General features: G+C 71.1%; 22 protein-coding genes. 13 read left to right on the plus strand and 9 right to left on the minus strand.

Annotated elements, in window-relative coordinates:
* Positions 1-9: 9 nt before the first annotated feature.
* The 4 genes from ABS64_RS02020 to ABS64_RS02035 are packed head-to-tail and all read right to left on the minus strand — an operon-like array spanning position 10 to position 2,137.
* Positions 10-432 carry an organic hydroperoxide resistance protein gene (locus ABS64_RS02020; RefSeq protein ID WP_005047915.1) on the minus strand — a complete coding sequence of 141 codons (423 nt, stop codon included), beginning with the start codon at positions 430-432 and terminating at the stop codon, positions 10-12.
* A 55-nt stretch (positions 433-487) separates the two neighbouring features.
* Positions 488-940 carry a MarR family transcriptional regulator gene (locus tag ABS64_RS02025; protein ID WP_292680420.1) on the minus strand — a complete coding sequence of 151 codons (453 nt, stop codon included), beginning with the start codon at positions 938-940 and terminating at the stop codon, positions 488-490.
* A gap of 55 nt (positions 941-995) precedes the next feature.
* The gene (locus tag ABS64_RS02030) at positions 996-1,391 is read right to left on the minus strand and encodes a hypothetical protein (RefSeq protein WP_292680422.1); all 396 of its coding nucleotides are present in this window, start codon (positions 1,389-1,391) and stop codon (positions 996-998) included.
* A complete protein-coding gene (locus ABS64_RS02035; protein WP_292680423.1) occupies positions 1,388-2,137 on the minus strand; it encodes a GNAT family N-acetyltransferase in 750 nt (249 codons plus the stop codon). The genes ABS64_RS02030 and ABS64_RS02035 overlap by 4 nt, the downstream gene beginning before the upstream one ends.
* A 91-nt stretch (positions 2,138-2,228) precedes the next feature.
* Here ABS64_RS02035 and ABS64_RS02040 point away from each other — a divergent pair, with 91 nt between their 5' ends.
* The 3 genes from ABS64_RS02040 to purU all read left to right on the plus strand — a co-directional run bounded on the left by ABS64_RS02040 (position 2,229) and on the right by purU (position 5,952).
* Positions 2,229-3,629, plus strand: a complete 1,401-nt coding sequence (locus ABS64_RS02040) for an MFS transporter (RefSeq protein WP_061683514.1) — start codon at positions 2,229-2,231, stop codon at positions 3,627-3,629.
* 185 nt (positions 3,630-3,814) lie between these two features.
* On the plus strand, positions 3,815-4,993 hold the full coding sequence (locus tag ABS64_RS02045) for a cobalamin-independent methionine synthase II family protein (protein WP_036285717.1): 1,179 nt from the start codon (positions 3,815-3,817) through the stop codon (positions 4,991-4,993).
* A 77-nt stretch (positions 4,994-5,070) separates the two neighbouring features.
* Positions 5,071-5,952, plus strand: coding sequence for a formyltetrahydrofolate deformylase (gene purU, locus ABS64_RS02050; RefSeq protein ID WP_036285719.1), 882 nt, complete (start codon positions 5,071-5,073; stop codon positions 5,950-5,952).
* A gap of 17 nt (positions 5,953-5,969) precedes the next feature.
* Here purU and ABS64_RS02055 read toward each other — a convergent pair whose 3' ends face one another.
* Positions 5,970-6,917, minus strand: coding sequence for a serine hydrolase (locus ABS64_RS02055; protein WP_082230710.1), 948 nt, complete (start codon positions 6,915-6,917; stop codon positions 5,970-5,972).
* Positions 6,918-7,006: 89 nt separating this feature from the next.
* Positions 7,007-9,004 (minus strand): M13-type metalloendopeptidase, encoded by a 1,998-nt coding sequence (locus tag ABS64_RS02060; protein ID WP_292680429.1) that lies wholly within the window; start codon positions 9,002-9,004, stop codon positions 7,007-7,009.
* A 178-nt stretch (positions 9,005-9,182) separates the two neighbouring features.
* Between ABS64_RS02060 and ABS64_RS02065 the strand changes: the two genes are divergently transcribed.
* A complete protein-coding gene (locus ABS64_RS02065; RefSeq protein ID WP_292680431.1) occupies positions 9,183-10,502 on the plus strand; it encodes an MATE family efflux transporter in 1,320 nt (439 codons plus the stop codon).
* A 12-nt stretch (positions 10,503-10,514) separates the two neighbouring features.
* Here the strand turns inward: ABS64_RS02065 and ABS64_RS02070 are convergent, their stop codons facing one another.
* The gene (locus tag ABS64_RS02070) at positions 10,515-11,180 is read right to left on the minus strand and encodes a TrmH family RNA methyltransferase (RefSeq protein WP_292680432.1); all 666 of its coding nucleotides are present in this window, start codon (positions 11,178-11,180) and stop codon (positions 10,515-10,517) included.
* Positions 11,181-11,441: 261 nt separating this feature from the next.
* On the opposite strand from ABS64_RS02070, the gene ABS64_RS02075 reads away from it, so the two are divergent.
* Together ABS64_RS02075 and ABS64_RS02080 are read left to right on the plus strand one after the other, a co-directional pair.
* Positions 11,442-12,707, plus strand: a complete 1,266-nt coding sequence (locus tag ABS64_RS02075; RefSeq protein WP_292680433.1) for an Nramp family divalent metal transporter — start codon at positions 11,442-11,444, stop codon at positions 12,705-12,707.
* Between the two features lie 25 nt (positions 12,708-12,732).
* Positions 12,733-13,377 (plus strand): metal-dependent transcriptional regulator, encoded by a 645-nt coding sequence (locus tag ABS64_RS02080; RefSeq protein ID WP_292680435.1) that lies wholly within the window; start codon positions 12,733-12,735, stop codon positions 13,375-13,377.
* Positions 13,378-13,557: 180 nt separating this feature from the next.
* On the opposite strand, the gene ABS64_RS02085 is transcribed toward ABS64_RS02080, so the two are convergent.
* Positions 13,558-14,520: an SDR family NAD(P)-dependent oxidoreductase gene (locus tag ABS64_RS02085; protein WP_292680437.1), complete on the minus strand. Its 963-nt coding sequence runs from the start codon at positions 14,518-14,520 to the stop codon at positions 13,558-13,560.
* 41 nt (positions 14,521-14,561) lie between these two features.
* Between ABS64_RS02085 and ABS64_RS02090 the strand changes: the two genes are divergently transcribed.
* The 6 genes from ABS64_RS02090 to ABS64_RS02115 all read left to right on the plus strand — a co-directional run bounded on the left by ABS64_RS02090 (position 14,562) and on the right by ABS64_RS02115 (position 20,288).
* On the plus strand, positions 14,562-15,371 hold the full coding sequence (locus ABS64_RS02090) for an HAD-IIA family hydrolase (RefSeq protein WP_292680439.1): 810 nt from the start codon (positions 14,562-14,564) through the stop codon (positions 15,369-15,371).
* Entirely contained in the window at positions 15,368-16,429 is a 1,062-nt protein-coding gene (locus ABS64_RS02095) for a LacI family DNA-binding transcriptional regulator (RefSeq protein ID WP_005051873.1), read from the plus strand. Before ABS64_RS02090 ends, ABS64_RS02095 begins: the two co-directional genes overlap by 4 nt.
* Before the next feature lie 161 nt (positions 16,430-16,590).
* Entirely contained in the window at positions 16,591-17,904 is a 1,314-nt protein-coding gene (locus tag ABS64_RS02100; RefSeq protein WP_292680442.1) for an MFS transporter, read from the plus strand.
* A 27-nt stretch (positions 17,905-17,931) separates the two neighbouring features.
* Positions 17,932-18,741: an alpha/beta hydrolase gene (locus ABS64_RS02105; RefSeq protein WP_292680444.1), complete on the plus strand. Its 810-nt coding sequence runs from the start codon at positions 17,932-17,934 to the stop codon at positions 18,739-18,741.
* Entirely contained in the window at positions 18,738-19,955 is a 1,218-nt protein-coding gene (locus tag ABS64_RS02110; RefSeq protein WP_292680445.1) for a GDSL-type esterase/lipase family protein, read from the plus strand. The genes ABS64_RS02105 and ABS64_RS02110 overlap by 4 nt, the downstream gene beginning before the upstream one ends.
* A gap of 150 nt (positions 19,956-20,105) precedes the next feature.
* Positions 20,106-20,288 (plus strand): hypothetical protein, encoded by a 183-nt coding sequence (locus ABS64_RS02115; RefSeq protein ID WP_016464066.1) that lies wholly within the window; start codon positions 20,106-20,108, stop codon positions 20,286-20,288.
* 133 nt (positions 20,289-20,421) lie between these two features.
* On the opposite strand, the gene pyrE is transcribed toward ABS64_RS02115, so the two are convergent.
* Positions 20,422-20,997, minus strand: coding sequence for an orotate phosphoribosyltransferase (gene pyrE / locus ABS64_RS02120; protein WP_292680446.1), 576 nt, complete (start codon positions 20,995-20,997; stop codon positions 20,422-20,424).
* Positions 20,998-21,147: 150 nt separating this feature from the next.
* Here pyrE and ABS64_RS02125 point away from each other — a divergent pair, with 150 nt between their 5' ends.
* Positions 21,148-22,704: a Re/Si-specific NAD(P)(+) transhydrogenase subunit alpha gene (locus ABS64_RS02125; protein WP_292680447.1), complete on the plus strand. Its 1,557-nt coding sequence runs from the start codon at positions 21,148-21,150 to the stop codon at positions 22,702-22,704.
* Positions 22,705-22,724 lie beyond the last annotated feature (20 nt).

Below are 22,724 nucleotides of genomic sequence, written 5' to 3' on the forward strand. Positions count from 1 at the left end.
TTCGCGAAATCAGTCGTCGACGACGGTGACGTTGACCTCGATGTTGCCGCGCGTGGCGTTCGAGTACGGGCACACCTGGTGCGCCGCGTCAGCGAGCTGCTGAGCCACGGCGAGGTCGACGTCGGGGATGTTGACCTCGAGCTCGACCGCCAGCTGGAAGCCCCCCTGGCCGTTCGGGCCGATGCCGACCCGGGAGCCGACGCTCGAGCCCTCGATGCTCACCTTCTGCGCGCGGGCGACGCTCTGCAGCGCGCTGTGGAAACATGCCGCGTAACCGGCGGCGAAGAGCAGCTCGGGGTTGGGCGCCTCACCGGCACCGCCCATCTCCTTGGGGACGCGCACGTCGAAGTCGAGGATGCCGTCGGTCGTGCGGACGTGTCCGTTTCGGCCGCCACCGGTGGCGAGGGCTTCGGCGGTGTAGAGGGTTTCCATGGGTGTTCCTTTCGTGGAGGTGGGAGGGGCCGCAGCGACGTGCGTCGACCGACGCTCAGGCGGCCGTGCGCCGGTCGGCGGCGAGCGCGCGCATGTTGGCGGTGATGGCGGCGAGCTGGTCGAGCAGGTCGCCGAGGCTGCGGCCGCTGTCGACGAATGCCGGGACGAGGCAGCCGGCCGCGGCGACGACCTCGGCGTGCACGTCACGACCGGCGGCGGTGAGAGCGACCCGCACCACGCGCTCGTCGGCGGCATCCCGCCGGCGCGAGACCAGCCCGCGGTCCTCGAGCCGCCGCAGCAGGGGCGACAGGGTGCCGGAGTCCAGTGCGAGCTCCTCGCCGAGGCCGCTGACGGTGCGCTCGCCCGTGGCGAGAACGACCATCGCCAGGTACTGCGGATACGTCAGCTTCCACGGCTTGAGCAGCTCGCGGTAGGCCTGCGTCGTGGCATGCGAGGCGGTGTACATCGCGAAGCAGACGAACTCGTCGAGCGTGGCGGGAGCGGGCATGAGGGAAGCATTGCACACAATTGAATTGTGCACAATGTCTCCCGCAAGGGCGGCCTCAGCGCGACAGGGTGAACCCGTCCGGGTCGCCCGGCCGGGGCGGTCGCAGCTGCGGCGGCAGGGGCCACGGCAGCACGATGCCCTCGTACGGCCTGCTCATGTCGCCGTAGTCGTCGACCTTCACGACGATCCGCGCCGGCGTCACCTCGACGAGCCGGACCCGCACCGGCGTGCCCTGGCCGCGCTCGAGCATCCAAGGCTCGGCAAGGAAAGCGAGGCCGCGCTGCTCGAGCGCCTCCTCGGCATCCAGCCACTCGACGGATGCCGCGACCACCCGCCCCAGCACGTCGATCGCCGTCCACGCGTCGCCGTCGGGGCGGATCCACCCCAACCGCTCGCCGTCGTCGCGACGGTGGGGAGTCCAATCGTCGGCAACGGCGCCGCCCCCGCTCACGACGCCACCCCGGAGCGAACGAAGAGGTAGCCGCGCTCGTCGGACCCGGCCACCGCGAAGCCATCCTCGGTGAGCCCGAGGAACGCCTCCCGCACGCGGTACCGCCAGTCCAGCGCTTCGCCCGGGGCATCTCGGCGGAGCCGTTCGATGTCGGCGGGAACCTCCACGGTGGTGACGATGTCGCGCTCGGGCGGCGGGGCGGCGGGCGCATCCAGGTCCCAGACGGCGAAGATGCGGTCGCTCTCGTCACCGCGGTTCACGCCGTCGTCCATCGCGCCGTAGTGATCCACGTAGTACTCCCCCACCCGCGCGCCGAGCACACGAAGGTTGAAGGAGGCGTTGCGGGCGACGAGCGGGTCGAACGTCCACGTGATCCGGTGGACGCCGCGCGCCAGAGCCCACTCGCGCTGGTGCTGCTTCAGCAGCCGTCCGAGTCCCCGCCCGCGATGATCGCCGACGATGCCGGTGATGTGCGAGTGCAGCGAACGGTCGTCGGGGGCGGCGAAGAAGCCGACCGACGCGCCGATCATGCGCTCCGCCGAGGGATCACCCTCCGTCGGCACGGCATAGAGCCCGACGGCGTAATTGCCGACGTGCGCGAGCGCACGCAGGAGGTTCGGCGGCATGCCCGTGCGGTCACCGCCCCACACCTCGCTGAGCACGGCGGATGCCGCCGCGATCTGCTCCATCGTGCGAAGTGGCCGGATGCGAAACCCGTCGAGGGTCCGGCTGTCGAGGTCCGCCATGCCGTCACCCTATGCCGGAGCCACCGCATCAGGCGGCCGATAGCCTGAAAGGATGCCCGCTGATGACGATGCCCGACGACGATTGACCCGGATGCCGCCGCAGGGCGCGATCGTCGCCGTACTGGCGCTGGCCGGGCTCGCGTCGTCATTCATGTTCACGCTCGTCGTTCCCATTCAGACGCGCCTGCCCGATCTGCTGCACGCGAACCGGGACGACACGGCATGGGTGGTCACCGCGACGCTGCTCGCGGCCGCCGTCATCACGCCCATCGCCGGACGCCTGGGCGACATGTACGGCAAGCGGCGCATCGTCCTGGTGCTGTTGGCGACGCTGGTGGTCGGGTCGGTGATCGCCGCCGTGTCGACCGGACTGATCTGGCTGATCGTCGGCCGCGCCCTACAGGGCGCGGTGACGGGTGTGATACCCCTGGGGATATCCATCCTGCGCGATGTGCTCCACGAAGACCGGGTCGACCCGGCCATCGCCCTCATCAGTGCGACTCTCGGCGTCGGAGGCGCGCTCGGGCTTCCCATCAGTGCGCTGGTGACGGAGAACGCCGACTGGCACGCGCTGTTCTGGACGGCCGCGGTCCTCGGCGCCGTCGTGTTCGTCCTCGTCCTTCTCGTCGTCCCCGTGAGCGTCCTGCGCACCGCGGGCCGCTTCGACTACGTCGGTGCGCTCGGGCTGGCGGTGGGGCTTCTCGGCATCCTGCTGGCGATCTCGCGCGGCGACGCCTGGGGCTGGGGGTCGGCAGCGACGCTCGGCTGCGGCGTCGGCGGGGTGGCGGTGCTGCTCGTGTGGGGATGGTACGAGCTGCGCATCCCGGAGCCTCTGCTGGACCTGCGGGTCGCCGCCCGACGCCCCGTCCTGCTCACCAACATCGCCTCGGTCGCGATGGGCTTCTCGCTCTTCTCGTCCAACGTCTCCTACCCGCAACTGCTGGAGCTGCCCGCGCCGACCGGGTTCGGGCTCACCCTGCTGGCGGCGAGCCTCGTGATCATGCCCTCCGGCCTGGTGATGATGGTGCTCTCCCCGTTCTCCGGACGCCTCGCGAGCACCGTCGGCCCGCGCCGCCTGCTCATCCTGGGCGCGATCGCCCTCATCGCGGCGTACGGCTTCAGCCTCCTTCTCGCGTCCGCCGTCTGGCACATCCTCATCGCGAACCTCCTGATCGGCGTGGGGATCGGCTTCGGCTACGCGGCCATGCCCATGCTCATCATGCGCTCGGTCCCCCAGAGCGAGACGGGCGCCTCGAACGGCCTGAACGCCCTCTTCCGCTCACTCGGGACGAGTTCGGCGGCGGCGGTGGTCGGCGCCGTGCTCGCGAGCATGTCGAGCGTGCAGGACGGACGCACCGTTCCCACGGCAGCCGCCTTCCAGGTGTCGTTCTGGCTGGGACTGGTCGCGGCGGTGATCGCACTCACGGTCGCCGCCTTCATCCCGCTGCGCCCCGCCGCCGAGCACCACCCGGCGCTGCCGAACGGTCACTAGCGGCGCGCGGGCGCCGCCCGGTTTCACCCGGCGTCACACGGCCGTCACGCATGCCCGGCGCGCCGTATCCTGACGACGGCTCGAAAACCGGAAGCCTCCGCCTTGAGCAGTCGGTGACCGTCGCCGCTGCAAGAGCCTTCTGACACTCGCCCGCGTCGCGGGCCATCGTCCTCAGGAGGAGAACCATGTCCGTCGCCACCACCACCTCCGGCAGCCTGCCGCGCACCGCCGCCCTCATCGAGGCGAACGCCGCCCGCAGCCTGGCCGACGACGGCTTCACGCTGCTGTCGACACCCGAGTTCGAGACGCTCACGGCCCAGGCCGTCGCCGACGTCGTCGAGCGCCAGCGGGCCGCTGGCGTCACCCTGGTCGGCGACGGCGAGTTCGGCAAGGCCATGTCGAACGCCGTCGACTACGGTGCCTGGTGGTCGTACTCGTTCCAGCGGGTGAGCGGCCTGTCGCTCACCGAGATCAACGCCTTCAACGAGCCGCCGGTGCGCTCGGAGCCCGGCGCGATCCGCCTGACGAGCTTCCTCGATCGCCGCGACCGCCAGCGGTTCCCCGTCGTGTACGCCGAGGCCGTGGAGGCCGGACGCACCGCGACCGCCTTCCCCACGACCACCGGACCGCTCGCGTACCGGGGTCAGGATGCCGTGGCCTCCGACATCCGCCACCTCACCGCGGCGCTGCGACCGGGCGAACAGGGCTTCCTCACCGCGATCGCACCCGGATCCGCGGCACGCGTGCGCAACGACTACTACGCCACTGACGAGGAGCACATCTTCGCATGGGCCGACGCGCTGCGCGAGGAGTACCGCGCGATCGTCGAGGCGGGTCTCATCCTGCAGCTCGACGACCCCTCGCTCGCCGAGAACTTCGACCAGATCTCCCCGGAGCCCTCGATCGCCGACTATCAGGCGTTCACGAAGATCCGCATCGACGCGATCAACCACGCCATCGCGGGGCTTCCCAAGGAGCAGGTGCGTCTGCACCTGTGCTGGGGGTCGTGGCACGGCCCCCACACCACCGACATCGAACTGAAGGACATCCTCCCCGTCGTGCTGCAGGCGAACGTCGGCTCGATCTCGTTCGAGGCCGGCAACGTGCGCCACGAGCACGAGTTCGGCGCCTGGGCGGATGCCGCCGTGCCCGACGACCTGGTCCTGGTGCCCGGCGTCGTCAGCCACGCGACGAACGTCGTGGAGCACCCCGAGCTGGTCGCGCAGCGCATCCGCCGGTTCACCGACATCGTCGGCGCCGACCGCGTCATCGCCTCGACGGACTGCGGCCTCGGCGGCCGCATCCACCCCGACATCGCCTGGGCGAAGCTCGAGACGCTCGGCGAGGGCGCCCGCCGCGCGTGACTGCCGCCAGCGGCGACGGCACGGGCATCCCTGTGAACCCGGTCGGGACAAGCGCGCCCATCCGGCAGAATCGATCCATGGCTCCCGTGCACGATCCCCACCTTCCCGCCGACCATGCCTGCCTCATCGTGCACGGCAGCGACAAGCCCGGCATCGTCGCCGCCGTGTCGGCGATGATCACCCGCATCGGCGGCAACATCGTGGCGTTCGACCAGTTCTCCGACGACCACCGCGGCGGGGCGTACTTCCAGCGCGTGGTGTTCCACCGCCCCGACTTCGCGCTCGAACGCCCCGCGATCGAGATCGACATCGCCCGCACCCTCGCCGACTTCGAGCTGGAGTGGTCGCTGACCGACCAGTCGGTGCCCAAGCGCATGGCGATCCTCGCGTCGAAGCAGGACCATTGCCTCCTCGACCTGCTGTGGCGCCACCGGCGCGGCGACCTGCCGGTCACCATCCCGATGGTCATCTCGAACCACACCACGACGGCCGAAGACGTCCGCAGCTTCGGCGTGCCGTTCTTCCATGTGCCCTCGGTCGCGGGTCCCGACAAATCGGCGTCGGAGGAAGAGATCCTGAAGCTGCTCGTCGGCAACGTCGACTTCGTCGTGCTGGCGCGCTACATGCAGATCCTCTCGCCCGAGTTCCTCGAACGCCTCGGCGTGCCCGTGATCAACATCCACCACTCGTTCCTGCCCGCCTTCATCGGCGCCGAGCCCTACAAGAAGGCCAAGGAGCGCGGCGTGAAGCTCATCGGCGCGACCTCGCACTACGTGACGGGCGACCTCGACGAGGGTCCCATCATCGAGCAGGACACCGTGCGGGTCACCCATGCCGAGTCATCCGCCGAGCTCGCCCGGCGCGGCGCCGACGTCGAGCGTCAAGTTCTCTCCCGCGCGGTGCTGTGGCACGCGCAGGATCGCGTCATCCGTCACGGCAACCACACGATCGTCTTCTGACGTCTGCCGAGCGGGCGTCAGTACACGTACTCCATGAGGTCCAGCCCGAGGGCGCGGAAGGCCTCGTGCGCGCGCAGCCGGTGCGCCACAGACAGGTCGTCGAAGCACACGATGAGGGCGTAGGCGGCACCGGCGCGCGGGCCCGCGATCACTCCGGCCTCGGCGCGGATGCCGTCGCCGCGACCGGTCTTGTTGACGAAGAGCAGACCGTGGCGGTCGTCATCGTGCGCGAAGGGGTCCAGCGCGGTGCTCGCCGCGACGAGCGCCAGATCCTGGTTGAGGCTGAGCCACTCCGACACCTGCGCGCTCACCGCCGGGGAGACGACCTGAGCGTTGACGAGCCCCGCGAACAGCGTGACCAGCTCCCCCGTCGACGCGAGACCGACGTGCGGTGCGTCGTCGGGCCCGCGCTCGTCTCGGAAACCGTCGATGAGCGCGGTCTTCACGAGACCGATCTCCTCGACCCGCGCGCGGACGGTCTCCAGCCCCACGCGCTCCAGCAGCGCATTGGCGGCGGCGGCGTCGGATGCCGCCGCGGCGAGCACCGCCAGATCGCGCACCGGAAGCGCGGGAGCCGCCAACCGATGCCAGAGGCCCCCGACGGTGACCGGCGCCACCGAGCTGCGTTCGATGATCTGCAGGGGATCGAGGGTGCCCGCGTCGATCTGCGCCGCGACCTCGATCAGCAGCGGAACGACGCCGATGCCGGCGACGGGCAGCACGAGGTGGGCGTCACCCGCGAGCACCGTCTCGCCCGAGTCCAGATCCGTGACGCACACCGACACCTGCGCCCCTGCCGCGGCGACGGCGTCCAGTGCGGCGAGCGCGGTGGCGAACGAACGCGAACGGCCGGGCGAGCGTCGCGGCGAACGCCGGGTCGACGCCCGCTCTCCGCGCGCTTCGCCGCGCAGCTGCGCGCGCACCTCACCTCGACGTGTCGACGATGCCCGACCTGCACTGTCCACGCGAGATGCTCCGTCCTCGATGTTCTCGCCGGCGCCGGCGTCGTGACCCTGGCGCCGGGCCGACGATCGCCGGCCCGGCGACGCCGTGGTCACCAGATGGTGACGCGCTGGTCGGCGTCGAGCCACAGCGCGTCGGTCTCGGTGACGTCGAACGCACGGTAGAACTCGTCGACGTTGCGAACGATCTGGTTGCAGCGGAACTCGTTGGGCGAGTGCGGGTCGATCGTCAGCAGGCGGATCGTCTCGGCCTCGCGACCCTTCTGCTGCCAGATCTGCGCCCAGCTGAGCAGCAGCCGCTGAATGCCGGTGTAGCCGTCGATCACAGGACCATCGGCATCCTCGTCGGTCGTGTCGGCGCCGAGCGAGAGGCGGTAGGCCTTGATCGCGATGCCGAGCCCGCCGAGGTCTCCGATGTTCTCGCCGATCGTGAGAGCGCCGTTGACGTGGTGCTCGGCGGCGAGGCCCTGCGGCACGAGTGCGTCGTACTGGGCGATGAGGGCGCCGGTGCGCTGCTCGAAGGCGGCACGGTCGTCATCCGTCCACCAGTCGCGGAGGGCCCCGGTGCCGTCGAAGGCCGATCCCTGGTCGTCGAAGCCGTGGCCGATCTCGTGGCCGATCACGGCGCCGATGCCGCCGTAGTTGGCCGCGGCATCCCGGTCCAGCTCGAAGAACGGGTACTGCAGGATCGCGGCCGGGAACACGATCTCGTTCATCAGCGGGTTGTAGTAGGCGTTGACCGTCTGCGGGGTCATGTACCACTCGTCGCGGTCGATGGGGGCGCCGAGCTTCGCGATCTGCCGTTCGTGTTCCCACGCGTTCGTGCGTCGGACGTTGCCGATCAGATCGGCGGCGTCGACTTCCAGCGCCGCGTAGTCCTTCCACGTCACGGGGTAGCCGACCTTGGGCGTGAACGCGTCGAGCTTCTCGAGGGCACGGCCGCGGGTCTCCGGGGTCATCCACTCGAGGGTCTCGATGGAACGCCGATAGGCCTCGATGAGGTTCGCGACGAGCTCGTCCATCGCCTCTTTGGCTGCGGGCGGGAAGTGGCGCTCGACGTAGACCTTGCCCACGGCCTCGCCCATCGCCGCCTCGACGAAGCTGACGCCGCGCTTCCAGCGCTCGCGGTTGACAGGAACGCCCGTGAGCTCGGTGCCGTAGAACGCGAAGTTCGCGTCGACGAAGTCCGACGACAGGAACGCCGCCGAGGCGCGCACGATGTGCAGCCGCAGCCACGCCTTCCAGTCCTCGAGGCGGTCCTCGACGAGCAGCGAGCCGAGCCCTTCGAAGTAGCTGGGCTCGTTCACGTTGATCTCGGCGAAGCCGTCGGAGCGGCCGGGGGCGACGGCATCCAGCCAGGGGGCAAGATCGACGCCGACCAGCTGCTGCACGTCGTCCCACGTCATGAGGTTGTAGGTGGCGACGGCGTCGCGCGTGCGCACGTTGTCCCAGTGGTGCGTGGCCAGCTCGGTCTCCAGCACGAGCACCCGGTCGGCCTGCTGCCCGGCATCCTCGCCCTGCGCACCCACGCCTGCGAGACCGAGGACCGTCTGCACGTACTCACGGAAGGCGATGCGGGTCTTGTCGAAGTTGTCGAGGCGGTAGTAGCTCTCATCCGGCAGCGACAGACCGGACTGCACGAAGAACGCGACGTAGCGCTCGGGGTCTCCCGGGTCGGGCTCGATGTAGACGCCGATCATACTGCCGACGCCCTCCCGCTCCATCTCGCCGACCGTGCGCAGCAGCGCCGGGATGGAGTCGATGGCGTCCACGCGGGCCAACTGGGCCGCGAGGGGCTCGGCCCCGAGCCGCTCGATGCGCTCGGTGTCCATGAAGCTCGCGAACAGGTCGCCGATCTTGCGCGCCTCCGTGCCCGGCTCCGCCGTCGTCGACTCCTCGATGATGGCCCGCACGTCCTTCTCGGCCTGCTCGGCGATCAGGTGGAACGAGCCCCAACGCGCCTTGTCGTCGGGGATCTCCGCACGTTCCAGCCAGGCGCCGTTCACGTGACGGAACAGGTCGTCCTGAGGACGGATGCCGGGGCTCAACGCGGACAGCTCGATACCCGAGCGAAGGGTGGGGGCGGTCATGCCGTACAGGATACGCGCCGGTCCTGTCCGCGCGATCCGTGTTCACCCGCCGTTCGCCCACCCCCGATCGTTGCGCGGCATCCCTCCCCCCGGTCGTTGAGCGAGGAGCATCGCGACGAGTCGAAACGCCCCACCCCGACCGACGCGCCGCGTCGGCGCCCGCCCGTAGGCTCGACGCATGGCCGCGCCCACCCTCAACCGTGAGATCCTCCGGCTGGCGGTGCCGGCCCTGGGTGCGCTGGTCGCAGAGCCCTTGTTCCTCATCGTCGACGCGGCTCTCGTCGGCCATCTGGGAGTGGTGCCGCTCGCGGGCCTCGGGATCGCGTCGGCCGTGCTCCAGACGATCGTCGGACTCATGGTCTTCCTCGCCTACTCGACCACACCCGCGGTGGCGCGTCGCTTCGGCGCCGGTGATCATGCCGACGCGGTGCGAGCCGGCGTCGACGGACTCTGGCTGGCTCTCGGTCTGGGCGTCGTGCTCGCGATCGTCGGATCGCTGGCGACACCCGCGCTCGTGTCGCTGTTCGGCGCGGCGCCCGATGTCTCCCACCAGGCGCTCATCTACCTGCAGCTGTCGATGTGGGGCCTTCCCGCCATGCTCATCGTGTTCGCGGCGACGGGCCTGCTGCGCGGCATGCAGGACACCGTCACGCCGCTGTGGATCGCGGGAATCGGCTTCGCCCTCAACGCGGCGCTGAACGCACTGTTCATCTACGGGTTCGGGTGGGGCATCGCCGGCTCGGCGGCCGGAACCGTCGCGGCACAGTGGGGCATGGTCGGCGCCTACGCGGTCGTGATCGGCCGGCTGGCGCAGCGCCACTCGGCATCCCTGCGTCCGCAGCGCGACGGTCTGCGCGGATCGGCCGCGTCGGGGGGCTGGCTGTTCCTGCGCACCGTGTCGTTGCGCGCGGCGTTTCTCGCGACCGTGTTCGCCGCGACCGCGCTGGGCACCGATGAGCTGGCCGGGTGGCAGGTCGCGTTCACGATCTTCTCGACCGCCGCCTTCGCGCTCGATGCGTTGGCGATCGCCGCCCAAGCGCTCATCGGTCGGGGCCTCGGAGCCGGCGATGAGTCGTTCGTCCGTCGTGTGCTCGGCCGCACCGTCGCGTGGGGGGTGTGGTTCGGGGTGATCGTGGGCGCTGCGATCGCGGCGCTCTCCGGCGTGATCGGTCTCGTGTTCACCGGGTCGCCCGAGGTCGCCGCTCTCGTGCAGCCCGCTCTCCTCGTGCTGGCGGTCGCGCAGCCGGTGTGCGGCGTGGTCTTCGTGCTCGACGGCGTGCTGATGGGAGCCGGCGACGTCCGCTACCTCGCCGCCGTCGGCGGCCTCAACCTCGTCCCATACCTGCCCGCGCTCGCGGTGCTGTGGCTCGTGCATCCGACCGGGGCCATCGGCCTGATGTGGCTCGCCGTCTGCTTCTTCGGCGTCTACATGCTGGCGCGGCTCGCGACGCTCGCCTGGCGCGTGCGGCGGCCGGAGTGGGTCACCGCCCGGGCGTGAGCGGCCGGGGCGTCACGCCCAGCGGCGACACCACTCGTACATCACGACCGCGGCCGCCGCGCTCGCGTTGATCGAGCGGGTCGAGCCGTACTGGGTGATCTCGACGACGGCGGATGCCGCGGCGACCGCCTCGGCGGACAGCCCCGGTCCCTCCTGGCCGAACAGCAGGACGCACCGCTGAGGGAGCTCGGCGCGGTCGACCGGCACCGACCCGTCGACGTTGTCGACGGCGATCACGGGGATCTCGGCATCCGCGGCCCAGGCGGTGAACGCGGCGACGTCTTCGTGGTGCCGCACGTGCTGGTAGCGGTCGGTCACCATCGCGCCGCGACGGTTCCACCGCCGCTTGCCGATGATGTGCACCTCCGCGGCGCCGAACGCGTTGGCGCTGCGGACGATCGAGCCGATGTTCATGTCGTGCTGCCAGTTCTCGATGGCGACGTGAAACGGATGCCGGTGCTCATCGAGGTCGGCCACGATCGCGGCCATCGTCCAGTAGCGGTAGCGGTCGACGACGTTGCGGCGATCACCGTCGGCGAGTAGGTCGCGGTCGTAGCGGGGATCGTCGGGCCACGCGTCGGGTCCCCCCGGCCACGGCCCGACCCCGACGGGCAACTGAGGCTCGAGCTCGGCACTGTCCGGGGCGGCCGCATCCGGCGGCAGCACGGGCTCGGTCATCGCTCCAGGCTACCGACGACCTCGCCGACTCGCCTTCCGTATTCAGTCCGCACGGATGCGCCGCGGGCGATCGGTCCGTTCGTTCTGCGACCTCGTCGCGCTGCCGGACCACGCGGGACTGAATACGGAACACGTCCGCGTGGGGCCGCCTCGGCCGCGCGTCAGGACGAGGCGTCGATGTGGAGGAGCTCGGTCCACGTGCTCGACATTTCGGTCACCCGAAATCTCTGGTAATTTTTCGGTGTGCCGAAAAATACCGGGGTGATCATCGAGGCGCCTGTCGGGGCGGCGACCGTGCCCTCCCGGACCCGGCGCGCGGCATGGCTGCTCGGTCCGGCGCTGGTCGCCGGTGTCGCCTACCTCGATCCCGGCAACGTCGCGAGCAACATGACCGCCGGGGCGCGGTTCGGCTACCTGTTGGTGTGGGTCGTCGTGCTCGGCAACGCGATGGCGTGGCTCATCCAGTACCTGTCCGCCAAGCTCGGCATCGTGACGGGACAGAGCCTCGCCGAGACCCTCGGCGAGCGCCTTCGTCATCCCTGGGCGCGCCGCGCCTACTGGCTGCAAGCCGAGCTCGTCGCTGTCGCCACCGATGTCGCCGAGGTGATCGGCGGCGCGGTCGCCCTCTGGCTTCTCTTCGGCGTCCCCCTGCCCGTCGGCGGCCTCATCACGGGAGCCGTCTCGATCACACTGCTGCTCATCCAGCAACGCCGCGGCGCGCGCAGCTTCGAGTTCGTCGTGATCGGCCTGCTCGTCGTGATCTCGATCGGCTTCACCTACGGCGTCTTCATCGCCCCGCCGGATGCCGCGAGTGTCGCCGGCGGCATGATTCCCCGATTCGAGGGGTCGGAGTCGGTGCTGCTCGCGGCATCCATCCTGGGTGCGACGATCATGCCGCACGCGATCTATGCCCACAGCGCCCTCGCCCGCGACCGCTTCTCCGCGGTCGGCGCGCGCGCCGCCGACCGCGCCGTCGCGACACCACGCCTGCTGCGCGCGACCCGGTGGGACGTCACGATCGCCCTGGTCGTCGCGGGCACGGTGAACCTCGCGATCCTGCTGCTCGCCGCCGCCAACCTCGCCGGCGTCGACGGGACCGACAGCCTCGAGGGCGCGTACACCGCGCTGTCGGCGGGCCTCGGTGGCGCCGTCGCGACGATGTTCGCGGTCGGCCTGCTCGCGAGCGGCCTGGCGAGCACCACGGTGGGCGCCTACGCCGGCGCGGAGATCATGCACGGCCTGCTGCGTGTGCGGGTTCCGCTGATCGCGCGGCGCCTCGTCACGCTCGTGCCGGCCATCGTGATCCTCGCGCTCGGGGCCGATCCGACCTGGGCGCTGATCCTCAGCCAGGTGGTGCTGAGCTTCGGCATCCCGTTCGCGCTCGTGCCGCTCGTCGCGCTCACCGCCCGCCGCGACGTGCTGGGGGCGCACCGCAACCGCTGGTGGACGACCATTGCGGGTGTCGTCGCGTCGGTGTTCCTCATCGCTCTGAACGCACTGCTGCTGTGGCTCGTGCTGACGGGCTGATAGTCACGGCCGGTAGCCTGGGAGCGTGGCTGCGAACTCCGTCGCGATCGACGACTACCTGAAGACGATCTACCACCACACCGAGTGGCAGCCCGTGCTCATGACGTCGTCGCAGCTGGCGGCCGAGCTGAAGCTCGCCCCGTCGACGGTCACCGAGATGGTGCAGAAGCTCGTCGCACAGGGCCTCGTCGACCACCGCCCGTACGGACCGGTGGCACTGACGGAGCGGGGTCGGCTGCGTGCGGCATCCATCATCCGCCGCCACCGTCTCATCGAGACCTGGCTCGTGCAGGAGTTCGGCTACGCGTGGGACGAGGTGCATGACGAGGCCGAGGTGCTCGAGCATACGATCAGCGACCGCCTGCTCGCCGGTATCGCGGAGCGGCTGGGCCACCCCCGCTTCGACCCGCACGGCGACGCGATCCCGGATGCCGAGGGCAACGTCCACCGCCTGCCGTTCGTGCTGCTGTCGGCCGCCGAGGTCGGACACGCGGGCGAGGTGCTGCGGGTCAGCGACCGCGATCCCGAGCTTCTGCGGGCGCTGGAGGGCGCCGGCATCGATGTGGGGCACCGCCTCGTGGTCGCCGGAACGGACGTGGTCCGCGTCGACGACGGCGCGACCGTGACGCTGCCCGCCGGCGCGGCCGGTGCGGTCTGGCTGACCGCCTGACCCGGGTTGTGCCCCTCGCCCGCCGCGGCGTGGCTGCCCCCCGCCACGGGGATGTCCCAAAAGCGGTCCCCTCCGGGGCCTCCACACCGCACAATCTGGGACACGCCCCGCTACAAGTGGGACACGGTCGGCGGCGATGGGGGCATCGCGACCGTGGCGCGGAGGGGCTGGCCGACAGCGTCAGCGCCGCCAGAGGCGCCGCGGACGGCTGGCCTTGAGGTAGGGCCAGGTGATGCCGGTGGCGTGCTCGCAGTAGTCCCAGAGCCTCGCGGCGATGTCCTCGCGCCGGGCCAGCGTACTCGCCTGTCCGAGCGTGGGCGCACCGGCCACCAGTCGCGACGGCCCCCAGAACTGGCCACCGATCGCCTCCGGATCGACGAGCGCCCGGACGAGCGGCCACGCCCCGCGCTCCTTGGACTGCGTGATCGGAGCCTGCAGGTTGTCGACGAAGCGCGTCATCCGCGTGGGCTCGTTGATGCCCAGGATGCCGCGGGTGCGTCCGCTGATCGCGTACCCGGGATGGGCGACGAGGCTGGCGATCGGCACGTTCGCGGCCCGCAGGCGCCGATCGGCCTCGAAGCCGAGAGCGGTCGTCGCGACCTTCGACTGCACGTAGGCCCGCCACGGCGAGTAGTTCGTCGCCAGCTCCGGGTCGACGGGGTCGTAGTTGCCCATCGCGGTCGACATCGATCCCACCCACACCATGCGACCGCGTCCCGCCGCGAGCGGCAGCAGCAGCTCGCCGGCGAGCGCGTAGTGGCCGAGGGCGTTCGTCGCGAAGACGACCTCGTGGCCGTCGGCGGTGGTCTCGCGGTGGCGCGGCGGGTGCACGACTCCGGCGTTCAGCAGCAGCCCGTGCAAGCCGGCGCGCCCGCGGACCGTGGCGGCGGCCGCGCGCACCGAGCCGAGGTTGCTCGTGTCGAGCAGGAGGGTCGTGATCTCGGCATCCGGCACCTGACGGCGCACGGCGACGCGTGCGGTGGCCAGCTTGTTCGGGTTGCGCCCCGTCATGATCACGTGGGCGCCCGCCTCGGCGAGCTGCAACGACGCGAAGAAGCCGAGCCCAGCCGTCGACCCGGTGACGAGGTAGCGTCTGCCGAAGAGGTCGGGGAGCGTCGTCGGGTCCCAGTCGTCGCGTGCCACGCGTCGAGACTACGGCCCGATCGCCCCGCTAGGCTGGCCCCATGCGGACACGCGCCGATATCGAATGCTGGCTCACCGACATGGACGGCGTCCTCGTCCACGAGAACAAGCCCATCCCCGGCGCCGCCGAACTGCTCGCGCAGTGGCGCGACGCGGGCACGCCGTTCCTCGTGCTGACGAACAACCCGTTCTACACGCCGCGCGATCTCAGTGCGCGCCTCCGCATCTCGGGCCTCGAGGTGCCCGAGGACCGCATCTGGACCTCCGCACTGGCGACAGCCGAGTTCCTGCGCTCGCAGCACCCGGGCGGCACGGCGTTCGTCATCGGCGAGGCGGGGCTGACGACGGCGCTGCACGAGGCCGGCTACGTGATGACCGAGACCCAGCCCGACTACGTCGTCATCGGCGAGACGCGCAACTACTCGTTCGACCGCATCACCCAGGCGATCCGCTTCATCAACAACGGGGCGCGCTTCATCATCACGAACCCCGATGCGACCGGGCCGACCCCCACCGGTATCGTGCCGGCGACCGGCTCGTTCGCCGCGCTCATCACGCATGCGACGGGCAAGGCCCCGTACGTGGTCGGCAAGCCGAACCCGATGATGTTCCGCTCCGCGATGAACCGCATCGGGGCCCACTCGGAGAACACCGGCATGATCGGTGACCGCATGGATACCGACGTCGTCGCCGGCATCGAAGCCGGACTGCACACGATTCTCGTCCGCACCGGCATCTCCGACGACGCCGAGATCGAGCGCTACCCGTTCCGCCCCGACGAGATCCTCGACTCGGTCGCCGACCTGCTCGCCGACGAGCCGGCGGAGTCCGAGATGCCCGAGGGGCTGTGACGGAGCGCAGCTCCGGTCGGCGGGTCACCCTCACCGAGGTCGCAGAGAGGGCGGGCGTGTCGCGCTCGGCGGCCTCGTTCGCGTTGAACGGTCGCCTCGACCAGCGTCTGTCCGTCGAGACGATGGCCCGCGTTCGCCGGGCGGCCGACGAGCTCGGCTATCGCGCGAACGTCACCGCGAAGACCCTGCGCACGGGCCGCTCCGGCACGGTCGCGCTGGTCTCGGACTTCGTCAGCTCGACCTCCTTCGCCAACTCGATGGTGCGCGGCGCGCTGGAGCGCCTGCGCGAGGCGGGGCTGCTGCTGTTCACCGTCGACACGCAGGGGGATGCCGAGATGGAGCGCCGCTTCCTCGACGACCTCGTCGCGCGCGACATCGACGGCATCCTGTACGCGTCGATGTTCACGCGGCGCGTGACGCCCCCGGCGTCCGCTCGGCACACCGCGCTGGTGCTCATGAACTGCGAGGCCGACGACGCGGCGATCAGTTCGATCGTCCCCGACGAGCGGGCCGCGGGCGCGACCGCGGCACGCCTGCTGCGGGAGGCCGGTCACGATCGCGACATCTGGTTCGTCGGAACGCTCGCGCCCGGCCGCACCGGGGGCAGCGCCTGGCACGAGTGGGGTCCGGTCGCGCTCCCTCGTCGCCTGGAGGGCATCCGCGCACAGCTCGCCGCCGCGGGCACGCAGCTCGCCGGCGAGGTCGCCGTGGACGACGACTGGACGGTGCACGACGGGCGGGATGCCGCGGAGCGCCTGCTCGCGTCCGGCGTGCGCCCGCGCGCCGTCATCTGCGTCAACGATGCCGTCGGGGTCGGCGTGTTCCAGGCCCTCCGCCGAGCGGGGCTGCGGGTGCCCGACGACGTGTCGCTCGTCTCCTTCGACGGCGGCGTGCTCGCCGAGGCGACCGATCCGCAGTTGGTCTCCCTGCGCCTTCCGCAGGCGGAGATCGGCCGTCGCGCCGCCGATCTGCTGCTCTCCCCCGACGAGGGCGTGCGCCACGAGCTCGTCGAGATGCCGGTCAGCGCCGGCGCCTCGATCGCCGCGCCGCGGTTCTGACGGGCGGCATCCGGAGTCGGATTTATCCGGCCGATGGGGCGAAACTCGTGCTTGCCCCGGTTGCTATATCGGTATAGCTTGAGACGCGACGGCGGCGGAGCCTTCGGGAACACCGCACTGTCGTCCACCTTCGTCACCCGCACGTACAAAGGAGTATGACCATGAGCGCACCCCTCGCTCGCACCGCCCCCAACCCCTGGTGGGTGGGCTTCGTCTGCGGAATGGCGACGTTCGTCGACGCCGCCGCGACCACCGGCATCGCCGTCGCCCTCGTTCTCTTCCAGTCGTTCGCCCCCGGGACTCCCGGACTCACGCCCGATCAGGTCGGCCTGCTCACGGGCGTGCTGACCGCGGGCGTCGCGATCGGCTCGCTCGTGGGCGGGCGCCTGGCCGACCGCTTCGGCCGTCGCCGCGTCTTCCTCGTCACGATGACCCTCATCGTGCTCGGATCGCTGACGCCGTTCTTCGGCGTCTCCTTCGGGCCGCTCCTGCCCGGCATCGCACTCATCGGCCTCGGCGTCGGCGCCGACCTGCCCGCCGCCCTCGCCTCGATCTCCGAGGCGGCCACCGACCGCAACCGGGGCAAGATCCTCGTCTTCTCCAACCTGCTCGGCGGCTTCGGCATCCTCCTCGCGGTGCTCATCGGCATCTTCTTCGGATCCCTCGGCGAGGCCGGTGGGCGCATCATGTTCGCGGCCTTCGGCGGCGTCGGCCTCGTCGTCCTCGCGCTGCGGCTGACGATCCCCGAGTCGGCCGACTGGCTCGCGGCCCGCGACGAGCGCCGCAGCGGCGTGCAGACCGTCCGTGCCGAGCGCGGCCGCCTCCGCGACTTCGGTCGCCCGCAGTACCGCCGCCCCTTCGTGACCCTGCTCGTCTACTACACGCTCGCCTCGATCGCGATCAGCGTGGCCGGAAGCTTCGGCACCTTCGTGGCGGTGAACGTCGCCGGCATCCCGGTGAACGAGTACCAGACCTGGACCCTGCTGGCGATGCCCGCCGCGATCCTCGGCGCCGTCTGGTTCATGGCCGTCGCCGACACGACGTTCCGCATGAGCTACTACGTCGCCGGCGCGATCGCGGTGGTCGTCGCGAACCTGGTGCCGGTGGTGTTCGGCTTCACGCTGCCCGCCCTCATCGTCTCGGTGGTCGTGACGACCTTCGCCGGCGCGTTCTGTTTCGAGACGATCATGAAGGTGTGGACGCAGGAGTCCTTCCCCACCATGCTGCGCTCCACGGCGCAGGGCACCGTCTACGCCGTCGCGCGGTTCGCCACCGCCGCGTTCAACGTCGTCACCCCGGCCCTGCTGCTCCTGAACCCCAGCGCCGTCTACGTGGCCGTCTCGGTGGTCGCCGCCGCCGGCTTCCTCATCGGCTGGATCGGCTTCCGCCGTGGCGTGACGAACGCGTTCGACGTCGAGGCGGACATGCTGCCGGCATCCGACACGGACGCGCCCGCCGCGACACTCGCCCGCTGATCCGGCTGCCCTGACGAAAGAACTCCCATGCGACTCGTTCCCTTCGAGACCACCGTCCGTGCGCTCACGCTGCGCGGCACGCACTACCTGCCGGATGCCGCGGCGGGCGCCGGCCCGGCGCCGCATCCGACCGTCGTGCTGCTGCACGGCTTCGGCGGATCTCGAGTGGAGACGACGGGGGTCTTCGTGACGCTCGCCCGCACGCTGGTCGCCGCCGGGTTCGGGGTGGTCGCCTTCGACCGGGCCGGGCACGGCGAGAGCGACGGGGAGTTCTTCGACACGACGGCGTCGGGTGACGTCGCCGACACGGCCGCCGTGCTGTCGACGATCCGGCAGGCCGACGAGGTGGATGCCGACAACCTCCATCTCGTCGGCATGAGCCTCGGCTCCGTGATCGCCGCGGTCGTCGCGGCGGAGGCGGGAGCCGGCGGCATCCGCTCGCTGACGATGTGGTCAACGGCCGCCGTGTTCGTCGACGACATCCGCTCGGGACAGATCCAGGGGCGCTCGCTCGCCGCGCTCGACGGGCCGGACGGGTTCTTCGACTTCCTCGGGATGCGACTGGGCCCGGCGATGCGCGCCGACGCTCTCACGTTCGATCCGTATGCGCGAGCCGCGGCCTACGACGGTCCGGCCCTGCTGCTGCACGGCACGGCCGACTTCGTCCCGGTGCGCTACGCCGAGCGCTACGCCGACGCGCACGTGTTCGGCGAGCGCGCCGAGGTCGTCGTCGTCGAGGGGGCCGATCACGGGTGGGCCGAACTGCCCCAGCGTGACGAACTGATCACCCGCACCGTCTCGTTCATCACGGCCCACTCCGAGAGGACCGCATCGTGACCACCCCCCTCATCCCGTCCCGCACCGGCATCGGCGAGGTCGTGCGCCTCGGAGACGCCGAGGTGCTGCTGGAGGGCCACCTCGACCTCGACGACAGTCGCGGCATCCGCCCCCTGCGCCTGCCGCGGAGCACGTGGGCGCACTTCCCGCCGAACGGGGAGATCCTGCGCGCGATCACGGCCAACGCGAGCGGTGTGCGCGTGCGCTTCACGACGGCCGCGACCACGCTGAGCCTGACGATGCGGTGCACGCAGCTGTTCTTCGCCGAGCTCGCCGGGCCGGTGAACGACGTGGTCGTCGAGGTCGACGGCGAGCCGGTGCACATCGAGCGCGCGCCCGTCACCGACGTCCGTCGGCTCTCGTGGGTCGGGGATGCCGCGACCGATGAGCCGCTGACCGAGCCGGCCACACTGGAGGTCGCGCTGGGCGGCGCGGGCGGGCCGGGTGCGCGTGCCGTCACCGTGTGGCTGCCGCAAGGGATGATCGTCGACCTGCTCGATCTTCGCGCCGACGCCCCCGTGATCGCGGCAGAACCGTCGCATGCACCCGTCTGGATCCACCACGGCAGCTCGATCAGTCACTGCGTCGAGACACCTTCGCCGACCGGGGTCTGGCCCGTCATCGCGGCGCGCACAAGCGACCTGTCGCTCGTCAACCTCGGCTTCGGCGGACAGTGCATGCTCGACCCGTTCGTCGCCGACACGATCGCCGTCACGCCCGCCGACGTCATCACGCTCAAGGTGGGCATCAACATCGTGGGGGCGCGGTCGCTCGATCAGCGCACGTTCACGCCCGCAATGCACGGCTTCCTCGACCGCGTGCGCGCCGGGCATCCCGATACCCCGATCGTGCTGGTGTCGTCGATCCTCTGGCCCGGAAGCGAGGACACACCGGGGCCCTCGGACGTGGAGTTCTTCGACGACGGTCACGTCCGCTGCTACGCCGCCGGAGACGCCGCCGACGTCGCCCGCGGTGCGCTGACCATGACCGAGTCGCGGCGACAGCTGGCCGAGGTGGTGCGGGTGCGCGCGGCATCCGGTGAGCGGATCGCGTACCTCGACGGGCTGAGCCTGTACGGCGCCGACGACGCGGAGCGCTACACGCTGCCCGACAGCCTGCACCCCGACACGGAGCTCTACGCCGAGATCGCGGCACGCTTCTCCGCCGCTGTCTTCGGTGCCGACGGGCTCGTGCCGCGCGCCGGGCTAGGCTGAGACTGCCCGCCTCCGCGCGGGCGGAGGAGACAACGTGAACGCGACCGAGCAGACGCTGCTGTTCGCCTCGACCGGCGTCGTGCTGGTCGGGACGCTCGTGGTGTTCGTCGTGCAGTTCCTCCGCGGTCGCCGGCGCGACGGGAGCGACCAGTGATCGCCATCGTCTTCGTCGTGACCGCGATGGTGCTGCTGATCGTCGCGCTGGTGCTCTTCGTGCGGGGCCGCCGCGATGCGCCGCAGGGGACCCCCCTGCCGAACGGCCGCGGCATCCTGCTGCTCACCCTCGCGGGCCTCGTGCTCGCGCTGGCGTCGCAGCTGCCCGTCTTCCGCTGAGCGCGCCGGTCGGGTCGCCGCCGGCGCTCCCAGAATCGGATGCCGAGAACGGATTCGGATCTGTCGGCCGGCGGCATCCGAATCTGCTGCTCATCTCCGCATCCGGTTCACGGCCGGGGGCAGCAGCGGGGCCCTACTGCGCCTGCAGTCCCAGGTCGTCGAGGTCGATGATCGAGCGCCACTCATAGCCGGCGGCCTCCACCGCCGCCTGCGCGCCGGTCTTGCGGTCGACGACCGTGACGACCGCCACGATCTCGGCACCGGCAGCCGCGACGACCTCGGCCGCCTTCAGGGGCGAGCCGCCCGTCGTGGAGGTGTCCTCCACGATGACGACACGCTTGCCGGTCACCTCGGCGCCCTCGATCTGGCGACCGCGGCCGTGGTCCTTCGGCTCCTTGCGCACGACGAACGCATCCACGGGCGTGCCGGCGGCGACCGACGCGTGCATGACGGCGTTCGCGATCGGGTCCGCACCCAGGGTGAGGCCGCCCACGGCATCCACGTTCAGGTCGCGCACTGCATCGAGCACGAGGCGACCGATCGCGGGAGCCGCGCGGTGGTCGAGCGTGAGCTTGCGCATGTCGACGTAGTACGTCGCCTTCTTCCCGCTGGACAGGGTGAAGTCGCCGTGGAAGACGGCTTCGGCGGCGATGAGGTCGACGAGGGCGCGACGCTCGGACTCGAGCTCGGGCGTGGAGGCGGCGGTCATGCTGAAGAGTCTACGGAAGCGAAGAACCGGGATTATTTCCGCGTCATCACCCGCCGCGGCATCCGTCCCGCCCCCTAGACTCGGGAACGTCACCCGGCGGGGTGCCCGGGCGCGCCCGGAGGCCCCGTCGGACCCGATCGAAGGAGCACCATGGCCCGTATCGGCATCGTCCGCGAGCGGGACGGCGAGACCCGCGTCGCCGCGTCCCCCACCACCGTCGGCAAGATCCGTGCGCTCGGGTACGACGTCGTCGTCGAGGCCGGCGCGGGCGCCGCATCGTCGTTCCCGGATGCCGCTTACACCGCCACCGGCGCCACCGTCGCCACCCGCGACGACGCCTGGGGCGCCGATGTCGTCCTGTCGGTCGCGGCCCCCACGGATGCCGAGATCGCGCTCCTGCAGCCGGGGGCGACGCTCGTCGGCATCCTGAGCCCGGCGCTCAGCCCCGACCTGCTCGCCGCCCTCGCCGCCCGCGGCGTGACCGCCCTCGCGATGGACGCCGTGCCGCGCATCTCCCGGGCGCAGTCGATGGACGTGCTCAGCTCGATGGCCAACATCGCCGGCTACCGCGCGGTCGTCGAGGCCGCGAACGAGTTCGGCCGCTTCTTCACCGGACAGGTCACCGCCGCCGGCAAGGTGCCGCCCGCGAAGGTGCTGGTCGCCGGGGCCGGCGTCGCCGGTCTCGCCGCGATCGGCGCCGCCTCGAGCCTCGGCGCGATCGTCCGCGCCACCGATCCCCGCCCCGAGGTCGCCGACCAGGTCGCCTCGATCGGCGGCACCTACCTCGAAGTCGTCGTGCCCGACGAGCAGAAGGAGGTCTCGGCCGACGGCTACGCCAAGGCCACCAGTGCCGCCTACGACGCCGCGGCCGCCAAGCTCTACAGCGACCAGGCCGCCGACGTCGACATCGTGATCACGACGGCGCTCATCCCGGGCCGCGCCGCCCCGCGCCTGCTCACCGCCGCCGACGTCGCCGCAATGAAGCCGGGAAGCGTCATCGTCGACATGGCCGCGGGCCAGGGGGGCAACGTCGAGGGCTCCGTCGCCGGCGAGCGCGTCGTGACCGCGAACGGCGTCATCATCCTCGGCTACACCGACCTCGCCGGCCGCCTCCCCCAGCAGGCCTCGCAGCTCTACGGCACCAACCTGGTGAACCTCCTCACCCTCCTCACCCCGGGCAAAGACGGGCAGCTCGCGATCGACGACACCGACGTCGTGCAGCGCGCCGTCACCGTCACGCGTGACGGCACCGTCACCTGGCCGCCGCCCCCGGTGCAGGTCTCGGCCGCGCCGGCGAAGCCCGGGACGGATGCCGCGGCATCCGCGCCGGCCCCCGCCGCCAGGAAAGGGCTCTCGGCGGGCGCGAAGACCGGCCTGATCGTCGCCGGCGTCGCCGCCCTGTTCCTCGTGTGCGCGGTCGCGCCCGCGCCCCTGCCGCAGCACATCCTCGTGCTGACCCTCTCGGTCGTGATCGGGTTCTCCGTCATCGGCAGGGTCGCCCACGCCCTGCACACGCCGCTGATGAGCGTCACCAACGCGATCAGCGGCATCATCGTCGTCGGCGCCATGAGCCAGATCGTCGTGCCGAACCCCGTCGTGCAGGTGCTCGCCGCGATTGCGGTGCTCCTGGCATCCATCAACATCTTCGGAGGCTTCGCGGTGACCCGTCGCATGCTCGCCATGTTCCAGAAGGGTGACCAGAAGTGACCGACGCCTACATCGGAGAC

This window comes from Microbacterium sp. SCN 69-37 (assembly GCF_001724435.1).
Lineage (GTDB): Bacteria > Actinomycetota > Actinomycetes > Actinomycetales > Microbacteriaceae > Microbacterium > Microbacterium laevaniformans.

Bases quoted from the DNA above. Each gene is read 5' to 3' on its own strand.
- ABS64_RS02105 (WP_292680444.1), top strand. From the start codon at position 17,932: ATGCGACTCGTTCCCTTCGAGACCACCGTCCGTGCGCTCACGCTGCGC.
- ABS64_RS02045 (WP_036285717.1), top strand. From the start codon at position 3,815: ATGTCCGTCGCCACCACCACCTCCGGCAGCCTGCCGCGCACCGCCGCC.
- pyrE (WP_292680446.1), bottom strand. From the start codon at position 20,997: ATGACCGCCGCCTCCACGCCCGAGCTCGAGTCCGAGCGTCGCGCCCTC.
- purU (WP_036285719.1), top strand. From the start codon at position 5,071: ATGGCTCCCGTGCACGATCCCCACCTTCCCGCCGACCATGCCTGCCTC.
- ABS64_RS02020 (WP_005047915.1), bottom strand. From the start codon at position 432: ATGGAAACCCTCTACACCGCCGAAGCCCTCGCCACCGGTGGCGGCCGA.
- ABS64_RS02035 (WP_292680423.1), bottom strand. From the start codon at position 2,137: ATGGCGGACCTCGACAGCCGGACCCTCGACGGGTTTCGCATCCGGCCA.
- ABS64_RS02060 (WP_292680429.1), bottom strand. From the start codon at position 9,004: ATGACCGCCCCCACCCTTCGCTCGGGTATCGAGCTGTCCGCGTTGAGC.
- ABS64_RS02125 (WP_292680447.1), top strand. From the start codon at position 21,148: ATGGCCCGTATCGGCATCGTCCGCGAGCGGGACGGCGAGACCCGCGTC.
- ABS64_RS02025 (WP_292680420.1), bottom strand. From the start codon at position 940: ATGCCCGCTCCCGCCACGCTCGACGAGTTCGTCTGCTTCGCGATGTAC.
- ABS64_RS02090 (WP_292680439.1), top strand. From the start codon at position 14,562: ATGCGGACACGCGCCGATATCGAATGCTGGCTCACCGACATGGACGGC.
- ABS64_RS02070 (WP_292680432.1), bottom strand. From the start codon at position 11,180: ATGACCGAGCCCGTGCTGCCGCCGGATGCGGCCGCCCCGGACAGTGCC.
- ABS64_RS02100 (WP_292680442.1), top strand. From the start codon at position 16,591: ATGAGCGCACCCCTCGCTCGCACCGCCCCCAACCCCTGGTGGGTGGGC.
- ABS64_RS02065 (WP_292680431.1), top strand. From the start codon at position 9,183: ATGGCCGCGCCCACCCTCAACCGTGAGATCCTCCGGCTGGCGGTGCCG.
- ABS64_RS02040 (WP_061683514.1), top strand. From the start codon at position 2,229: ATGCCGCCGCAGGGCGCGATCGTCGCCGTACTGGCGCTGGCCGGGCTC.